The sequence below is a fragment of the Vibrio ezurae NBRC 102218 genome, assembly GCF_000467185.1.
GTDB classification, from domain to species: domain Bacteria; phylum Pseudomonadota; class Gammaproteobacteria; order Enterobacterales; family Vibrionaceae; genus Vibrio; species Vibrio ezurae.
On record NZ_BATM01000021.1, the window covers coordinates 118124 to 126123 of the forward strand.

The following is an 8000-nucleotide window of genomic DNA, read 5'->3' on the forward strand; positions in this document are numbered from 1 at the left end:
CATCATGAACAACAAAACTGTACTGATTACTGGATGTAGCACTGGCTTTGGCAAGTTTACCGCGCGACTTTTTCAAAGCAAAGGGTGGAATGTCATCGCGACAATGCGTTCACCAGAAAAAGAAACCGAGCTCGACAAGCTTGCTAACGTACTCGTGACAAGGCTTGATGTCACTGACCCACAAAGCATCACTGATGCTATCAATGCAGGCATGAAACAATTCGGCACCATTGATGCGTTAGTCAACAATGCGGGCATTTCTGGGATGGGCGTTTTTGAACAGTGGGATGTTCAAGAGATCAACGCCATATTTAATACTAATGTTTATGGTCCGATGCGTGTTGCACAACAAGTATTACCAATAATGCGTAAACAAAAGACAGGGGTGATCATCAATATCTCTTCTCTTGCTGGAATTTTAGGTTCACCTTACTCTTCTATTTATAGCGCGGCTAAATTTGCTATTGAGGGTTTAACTGAAGCCCTAGCTCTAGAATATGCCCCGTTCAATATTAAGACAAAAGTCATTGCTCCTGGAGCTTATGAGACCAACTTGTTTACCACGATCCCTCATCGCATTCTTGCTAATGGTGACCAACAAATTAGGGATTACAGTGATAAGATGCGTCAGAAGATGAATGCAACGATGGAGCAAATGCGTCAACAAGGTACGAGAGAATCCGATCCTCATGAAGTCGCTGATAAAATCTATCAGTGTGTGACCGAAGATACCCCCGTGCATAACGTATCAGGAAGCGATGCTGAGGCAATCTTACAAATGAAGAAATCCATGCCTGAAGATCAATTGATGAAAGCCGTTTCTGACATGTTTGTACCAGAAGTACACACAGCCTAAATGTAAACGCAGTTGAGGAATAGCCAATGAATAGAGTGAACACTGTCAAATCCATCACCCAATTACATCGCTACTTAGAGCTGCCTAGTCCATTGCACCCGTTGATCACGGTGATTCCTCAATCTGCGTTTCAAGGTAAAGTGGAATCAGGTAACACCTACGCTTTTGAGTTGTATCAGATATCATTGAAACAGGGTATCGAGTGCACTTTGAACTATGGAAGAAGCACCTATGACTTTAATGATGGTTCAATGGTGTTTATTGCCCCCGGACAATCAGCGGTCGCTTCTGACATTGAGATAGATCCGAATGCAGCAGGTTGGACAATCGCGTTTCACCCTGATCTGATCTCTCGTTCAGGCCTTGGGAAGAAAATGGATCAGTACACCTTCTTCAATTATGAAAGTAACGAATCTCTGCATCTTTCCGCCAAAGAGATTGAACTTGCAACAGATATCGCCAAAAAAATAGAATCTGAGTATTCCCAAACCATCGACCGCCATACTCAATCATTACTGCAATCTAACCTCGAACTCCTACTCAATTACTGTGTGCGATTCTACGACAGGCAGTTCTACGTTCGGACTGATATAAACCGTGATTACTTGGGGCGGTTAGAGAAATTATTAAATAACTATTACCTTAGTAATAAACCCTTAGAGAAAGGTATGCCAACCGTTCAATATTGCGGCCAGGAGTTAGGACTATCGCCTTATTATTTAAGCGACTTGCTAAAACGTGAAACAGGAAAGACAGCGCTGGAGTACATCCACCTTTTCCTTATTGAGAGAGCTAAATCGTTAATAGTTGAGGACAACCTGAGCATTACCCAAATTGCGTGTGACCTTGGTTTTGAATATCCACAATATTTTTCTAAGCTATTTAAATCCAAGACTGGAATGTCTCCGCGAACCTTCAAGTCATCCTTAAAGACAAAGCACTAGCGCTTGAAGTAATAAAACAATGAAAGTCATCATCACGGGTGCAACAGTTATGTTTGGAAGAGGGGAACGGGGTCAGGTTTTGAATTTTGCACAGAGAAAATGTGTCCTGCGTACCTATCATTATAAATGATAGGTTATTGATGAGTGTGTGATAGCAAGCGTTGGGGCAAAACCTTGTTAACCGATTTGCTGAATTAACTCACTTTTGGACAAAAATGAGTTAACTGAGACTGTGGCCTGACCCGAACCAGTAGCTTTATTATATTGGCAACCGATAGACTGACTCGGGCACGCAAAACTTCTAGAGGTAATATCTAAACCTGCTTATGCTCGAATGAAAATAGAAATATTTCTATTTGTTTTTTTGATAATCACTGTACTTTTTTGCAATCCATTGATGTAAATGCAGTCCGCTTTTACGCTTTAGTTGTACATCGATTATCGCCAAAATTAATAACCCAATTATTGTTCCCATAATCATCTCCACGTTTACTGGTAGTTCAAAATCTATGAAATAAATGCTATTCTTTTCCGACTCAACTGTTTTTAAATATGAGTTAATTTATTATCTAACAGGATAACTTTTATCTTTAATTCTAAGGAAAATAATGAAAATCAAACTTGGTACCATAGCTTTAGCCTTCGCTGCAAGTTCTGCTCAATCCTCGATTGTTGAGTGCCAAAATGAAACGATGTATTTAAAAATTGATACCATAAAACAAACAGCGCTGAAATATTTTACAGAAGATAATAGGACTGAACATCCAAAGGTATTACTTGTAACTGAGGACGTTGTTACCGTTGAAAGTCAAGTATTCGAAGGAGAAATGATAAATTATGCTATGTATGATGTGCATAGTAACTCTCTAACTTCCATCGTAATTGATGTAAAAACAGGTGCACCATTTCATGTTGGTTCTGTAGACATTCAATGTAAGATCAGGCCATCTTTAAAGTAGCCTGTCTGATCAACTAGTATCATATTTGAATTTCTAGTGAGTGCCTCTCATTGGACTTCCTAGGCTCTTCGCTAAAACACGTTTTGGGGCAAAGACGTGTTACGCAAACTAGTAATAACACGCCTTTGAACCCAGTTAACTTCGTCTCAGTTGCCCCTTACGAAAGCTGCTTAGTAAAGAACTCAAGTGTGCGAGACCAGGCTAACTCTGCTTCTTCTTTAGCATATCGGCCGGTTGAATCGTTGTGGAAGCCGTGGTTTACGCCTTCATATATGTAAGCGGTGTATTCAGCGTTAATCTTTTTGAGCTCGGCTTCATAGTCGGGCCATGTTGCATTTACGCGTTTGTCGATGCCGGCAAATTGGATGAGCAGGGGGCCTTTTACATTCTTTCTTAAATCAGGTGCGGCGGGTGTGCCGTAAAAAGGGACGCCTGCATGTAGCTCGTCTGGCATTACGGCAGCTAACATATTAACGATATAGCCGCCAAAGCAGAATCCGACTGCGCCTAGCTTTCCGTTGCTTTTCTCATGAGTTTTCAAAAAGTTGGCTGCGGCGATAAAGTCTTCTTCGATTCGCTCTTTGGATAGCGATTTTTGCATCACTCGGCCTTCATCGTCATTACCTGGATACCCGCCAAGGGAATAAAGCGCATCGGGTGCAAATGCAATAAAACCTTTGGCGGCGAGTCGCCTTGCAACGTCTTTAATGTATGGGTTTAGGCCTCTATTTTCATGGACAACTAATACGACAGGCAACTTGCCATCGATCTCTTTTGGCACAACTAAATAACCTTGTCCTTCACCATGACCTTTAGGTGAGGGGAACTTTTCGTAGGTGGCTTTGATAGAAGGGTCGTTAAACGAGACTTGCTCAGCTTTGGCGTAATTAGGAATTAGCGCAGAAGTTAATGTTGTCATGGTTAAGCCAAGTACGGCCAGTCCAGATAAGCGAGTCATAAACTCTCGGCGATCGATTAGGCCGTGTGCATATTCGTCATACCAATCAAATGCTTCTTGTGGAATCGTTCTAGTTGCTGTTGACTGAGATTCGGGATTTTGATTCATAACCTTTCCTTGTCGTGGGTTGTTAGACCAAATAACTATAGTAGAAAATTGAACGATCGCTCAATAACATTTTTAATGTTTGTGACGACCAAGCCGCACATCACGATGACATTAAAGTAAAAGGCAGGCACTGCGCTTGTTAGGCCTTATGTGTCTGCTGAGTGTATTGGATAGAAGTGCTCACAACATCCGCTGTATTGTTACAAATCATATGCTTGTGATCTGCTTGCTTCTCGCCGATAGCGACTTCTGTAAAATGAATAAATGTCACAACACTCGCTCGTAAACCACCACTGTTGTTAACCAAATGGAGCTTGATTAACTATGAAAATGATCTTTGTGGATGCTGAAAATGTCGGATTGAAAGCATTGGAAAAATTAACGGCTTCGTAGTGGATAAGGTATTTGTTTTTTCCAAATCTAACTCAGTTAAATTGGCATGTGAAAAGTCGCTATATTTGTTTTTAAATGATTATCCTAATGGGCAAAATCAAGCGGATTTTTATATTATTGCTTATTTGTCTAGGGTGTTGTCAGCTTTAGATAAGCGACAATTAGGTTCGACGCATTTTGAGTTATACAGCAATGACGAAAGCTTAATCTCCGCGTTCGAATTTCAGTGTGAGCAGTTAGGTTCAATATGTCAGAGTATTAGAACCAAAGAACAAACGGTGGTTCCGCTTGTTAAGCCAAACGTGCCTAAAGTTCAATTAGCAGAAGATAAGATGCTCAAAGCGTTAACTTCTCCCCGCAGTTTAGACCCTAATTTTCAAAAGCACTTAGGGCTATCGAAATCTGATTTTGGTAAAGCAATCACAGCGCTTACAGCAGCACAAAAAATTAAACGCTGTAAAAATGCGAAGAAGAAATGGGTACGATGCTAGCGTTCATTATCTTCTGTTCAGAATCAAGGATCATTGAATACTTTTTATTACAAATAACCTCGCGCAGTCACTGAGCTTATGAGTACACTTTACTTTGTGGACAGACTGCGTATTAACGGCCTTTCTATACTTCATTTTTATCGTTGTATACGTTGTTATATGACGCACTCAGCATTGATAGCACTATAGTGTTATCGGACATCATTTTTTAAAAAGGCATTTAAGTGGGAATTTTGGAATTTATTTTGCTGTTTGTAGCAGGAGTTGTGGGCGGCGTAATGAACTCCATTGCTGGTGGTGGCAGTTTTGTTACTTTTCCTGCGTTAATGCTCAGTGGCGTGCCGCCGATCATGGCAAACGCCAGTAACACTTTGGCGTCGACAGCGGGTTATTTGAGCGGTGCTTATGCCTTTAAAGAGGACATAAAAAAAGATCGGGCCAATTTACCGAAGATCGTACTGCTAAGTATTATTGGCGGAGGGTTAGGGGCGTGGTCGCTGATGCGTGTGGAAGAGCACACCTTTTTAAAAGTGATCCCTTGGTTATTATTGTTCGCCACTGTGCTGTTTATTGTTGGCCCTCAATTTAATCGATTTTTGCAGACGTTAGCCGCTAGATATAAACACGCCTCTAAAATAGGGCAAGTTTCTATTTGGTGTGGGTTATTGATTATTGCCACCTATGGCGGATTTTTTAACGCGGGCTTAGGGATTATTTCTCTGAGTTTTTTGGTGATTGCGGGCTATCGAGATATTAACACCATGAATGGAGTTAAGTTGTTGATCTCCTGTGGTGTTTCTTTGACTGCGATTGTCATTTTTATGCTACAAGGCGCGATTGATTGGCCGGCTACTATGGTGGTGTTAGTGGGCACCTTAGTGGGTGGATATTATGCAGCGCATATATCAAGGCGTTTACCGCAGATATGGGTTAAAAATAGTGTGGTGGTGATCAGCGTATCTATTACCTGCTACTTTTTCTACAGTACCTATGTGTAGGTAAAGACATCGTCAATACGTAAGCAGGCTGAGTTTAACGGGCTGTATCATTATCTAAGGTTACTCCCTAGATATGCTAAATTATTAGATAGATTAATGGATTAAAGTGAATTCTGATGATGCCAACAATGTTAGTTAAAAATACGCTCGCTACCTTACTAGCTGCATTATGTTTAACTGCGTGCAACAGTGACAGTAGCGGTAATAGTGGCGAAGAAGTCGTTGATCCTGAAACCCCCATCAGCCCTGAGGATGACCCATCATCAGCACTTAATTTACCTGATACTCATTTTAATTACTCCAATATCGAACTTCCTGAACACTATTTGGTGAACGATTTTCCGGCTGGTTCTCAGTTTCAGCGCGCGGCAATCGATATGGATAATCAGCCCGATCACAACTTAACTACGGATGCGGGAGCAACGTTAGGTAGAGTGTTGTTTTACGACATAAAGCTGTCGGCGAATGGCAGTGTTTCGTGCGCCTCATGCCACATTCAAGAAAATGGTTTTTCCGATCCTAAAGTTTTAAGTGTGGGTTTTGACGGCGGTGAAACCAGAAGACACTCTATGGGGTTAACCAATGCCACATTTTACTATTCAGGTAAATTCTTCTGGGATGAAAGGGCAGATTCATTAGAAGAACAAACATTGATGCCTTTTCAAGACCCGGTAGAAATGGGGCTAGTGTTAGCGGAGTTAGAAGAGATAGTCAGAAATCAGGATTATTACCCTGCGTTATTTGAAGATGCCTTTGGCGATCCGACCGTTTCAAGTGACAGAATCTCGCGAGCATTAGCCCAGTTTATTAGGAGCATGGTCAGTACCACGGCAAAGTATGATATTGCTAGGCAAGATGTAAGCTCGCCAATTAGAGATTTCCCGCAATTTACTGAGTAAGAAAATTTAGGTAAATCGTTATTTTTCTTACCGCAAGAAACTCGAAATGGCGATAGGGTCAATTGCGCAGGATGCCATATATCCGAAGCCTTTGTCGGTGTGGTTCCGCTTGAAAACGAGGAATTAGCGACAACCATTGCCACAAATAACGGGCTTGATCTTGCGTCAACGGATGATCTAGGTGTTGCTGAAACGACTCAACTAAGAAAAGATGAAGGTAAATTTAAAGTCCCTTCTTTGCGTAATATTTCGGTGAGAGCGCCGTATATGCACGATGGTCGATTTTCGAATTTGGATGAAGTTATTGAACATTACAGTACTGGCATTCAAAAACATGAGAACTTATTGAGTCCGCTTTTAGGCAGTGATGGTGAGCCTATTCGATTTGATTTTACTGATGAAGAGAAGTTGGCTTTAATCGCATTTTTAGACACGCTGACCGATAAAAGTATGTTAAGTGATGAAAAATACAGTAATCCTTTCGTAGAACAATAAAAGTGCTAAATAATCAGGCTCCTATTTTTCACGGTGAATAGGAATAGTGCAAAACAAAAGGCTTAGTCGAAGACTAAGCCTTTATAGTATCTAGTTAGTCACAACCGTTATGCTTCAGCAGTACATAGCATGCTGTTATCTGTACCACAGTCGTTGGGTACGTAAGCATCCGCTTTAGGGTCGTTTTCCCAAATTTCACCGTCAATCAGGTAGCGAAATTGGAACTGTTCGTTTTTTGGAAAACGAGTTTTAAAGTTAAATGCCTTCTTTGCTTTGCTGTATTTCATGGCAACAGGTTGCCAATCGGTAAAATCACCAGCGATAGCAATGGATTGCTCTGCAGATTTTGGCCACTCGAATGTGACTTCAACTTCATCCTTGGTTTTGAAAAATCGTTTTTTCAGCACGGTAGATATTCCTTATATATGTAAGTCAATGCTTATCCAATTTTCAGTGATTAAAATATGAACTTCAAGTTATTTTGTATTTTTATAAGTTAATTTTAACAATCTGTAACTTTGGTTCGGTGATTGTTACCGATGCAGTGGCTTTGAGGTGCCTTAAAAGATAAAACGCCAGTGCTGTTGTCACTGGCGCTTTGCTTTGAGTCGTACAACATTAAAGGTTATTCATATTCGCAATTGCATTGATAAGTGGCTCGCCAAACTAAATTTCGAGAATGTTGCATCGTGTTTAAAAGCTCTTTTCCCGTAATCTGTGGGATAGCAAGCAACACTCTTAAATCGAGCCCTGAATCATCTGTCTGATAGGCGCGAACATGAGTAAATGTCGTACGCTCATTTTGTTTTAGCATTGCGCTGTTTATGCATATGCCGAATGCGTCTTTATTCATGTCGAAACCTCCTTTTCTGCAGACTATTTCATACTACATCGTACTA

Annotated in this window: 10 protein-coding genes; 7 read left to right on the forward strand and 3 right to left on the reverse strand. The window is 40.9% G+C overall.

The features are described from left to right. Positions 1–4 precede the first annotated feature (4 nt). The 3 genes from VEZ01S_RS08805 to VEZ01S_RS08815 all read left to right on the forward strand — a co-directional run bounded on the left by VEZ01S_RS08805 (position 5) and on the right by VEZ01S_RS08815 (position 2759). The gene (locus tag VEZ01S_RS08805; RefSeq protein ID WP_021713683.1) at positions 5–856 is read left to right on the forward strand and encodes an SDR family oxidoreductase; all 852 of its coding nucleotides are present in this window, start codon (positions 5–7) and stop codon (positions 854–856) included. A gap of 26 nt (positions 857–882) precedes the next feature. Next, positions 883–1800 carry a helix-turn-helix domain-containing protein gene (locus tag VEZ01S_RS08810; protein ID WP_021713684.1) on the forward strand — a complete coding sequence of 306 codons (918 nt, stop codon included), beginning with the start codon at positions 883–885 and terminating at the stop codon, positions 1798–1800. Positions 1801–2408: 608 nt separating this feature from the next. Continuing rightward, positions 2409–2759, forward strand: coding sequence for a hypothetical protein (locus tag VEZ01S_RS08815; RefSeq protein WP_021713685.1), 351 nt, complete (start codon positions 2409–2411; stop codon positions 2757–2759). 157 nt (positions 2760–2916) lie between these two features. On the opposite strand, the gene VEZ01S_RS08820 is transcribed toward VEZ01S_RS08815, so the two are convergent. Next, positions 2917–3825, reverse strand: coding sequence for a dienelactone hydrolase family protein (locus VEZ01S_RS08820; protein ID WP_021713686.1), 909 nt, complete (start codon positions 3823–3825; stop codon positions 2917–2919). A gap of 392 nt (positions 3826–4217) precedes the next feature. Between VEZ01S_RS08820 and VEZ01S_RS08825 the strand changes: the two genes are divergently transcribed. The 4 genes from VEZ01S_RS08825 (at position 4218) to VEZ01S_RS16905 (ending at position 7101) form a co-directional block, all read left to right on the forward strand. Continuing rightward, positions 4218–4709, forward strand: coding sequence for a hypothetical protein (locus VEZ01S_RS08825; protein ID WP_021713687.1), 492 nt, complete (start codon positions 4218–4220; stop codon positions 4707–4709). Positions 4710–4933: 224 nt separating this feature from the next. Continuing rightward, the gene (locus VEZ01S_RS08830; RefSeq protein WP_021713688.1) at positions 4934–5707 is read left to right on the forward strand and encodes a sulfite exporter TauE/SafE family protein; all 774 of its coding nucleotides are present in this window, start codon (positions 4934–4936) and stop codon (positions 5705–5707) included. A gap of 116 nt (positions 5708–5823) precedes the next feature. Further along, positions 5824–6606, forward strand: a complete 783-nt coding sequence (locus VEZ01S_RS16900) for a cytochrome-c peroxidase (RefSeq protein WP_021713689.1) — start codon at positions 5824–5826, stop codon at positions 6604–6606. A 99-nt stretch (positions 6607–6705) separates the two neighbouring features. Continuing rightward, entirely contained in the window at positions 6706–7101 is a 396-nt protein-coding gene (locus VEZ01S_RS16905) for a cytochrome-c peroxidase (RefSeq protein WP_021713690.1), read from the forward strand. A gap of 107 nt (positions 7102–7208) precedes the next feature. Here VEZ01S_RS16905 and VEZ01S_RS08840 read toward each other — a convergent pair whose 3' ends face one another. Both VEZ01S_RS08840 and VEZ01S_RS08845 read right to left on the reverse strand, forming a co-directional pair. Next, the gene (locus VEZ01S_RS08840) at positions 7209–7508 is read right to left on the reverse strand and encodes an isoamylase early set domain-containing protein (RefSeq protein WP_021713691.1); all 300 of its coding nucleotides are present in this window, start codon (positions 7506–7508) and stop codon (positions 7209–7211) included. Between the two features lie 218 nt (positions 7509–7726). Continuing rightward, the gene (locus VEZ01S_RS08845; RefSeq protein ID WP_021713692.1) at positions 7727–7954 is read right to left on the reverse strand and encodes a hypothetical protein; all 228 of its coding nucleotides are present in this window, start codon (positions 7952–7954) and stop codon (positions 7727–7729) included. Positions 7955–8000 lie beyond the last annotated feature (46 nt).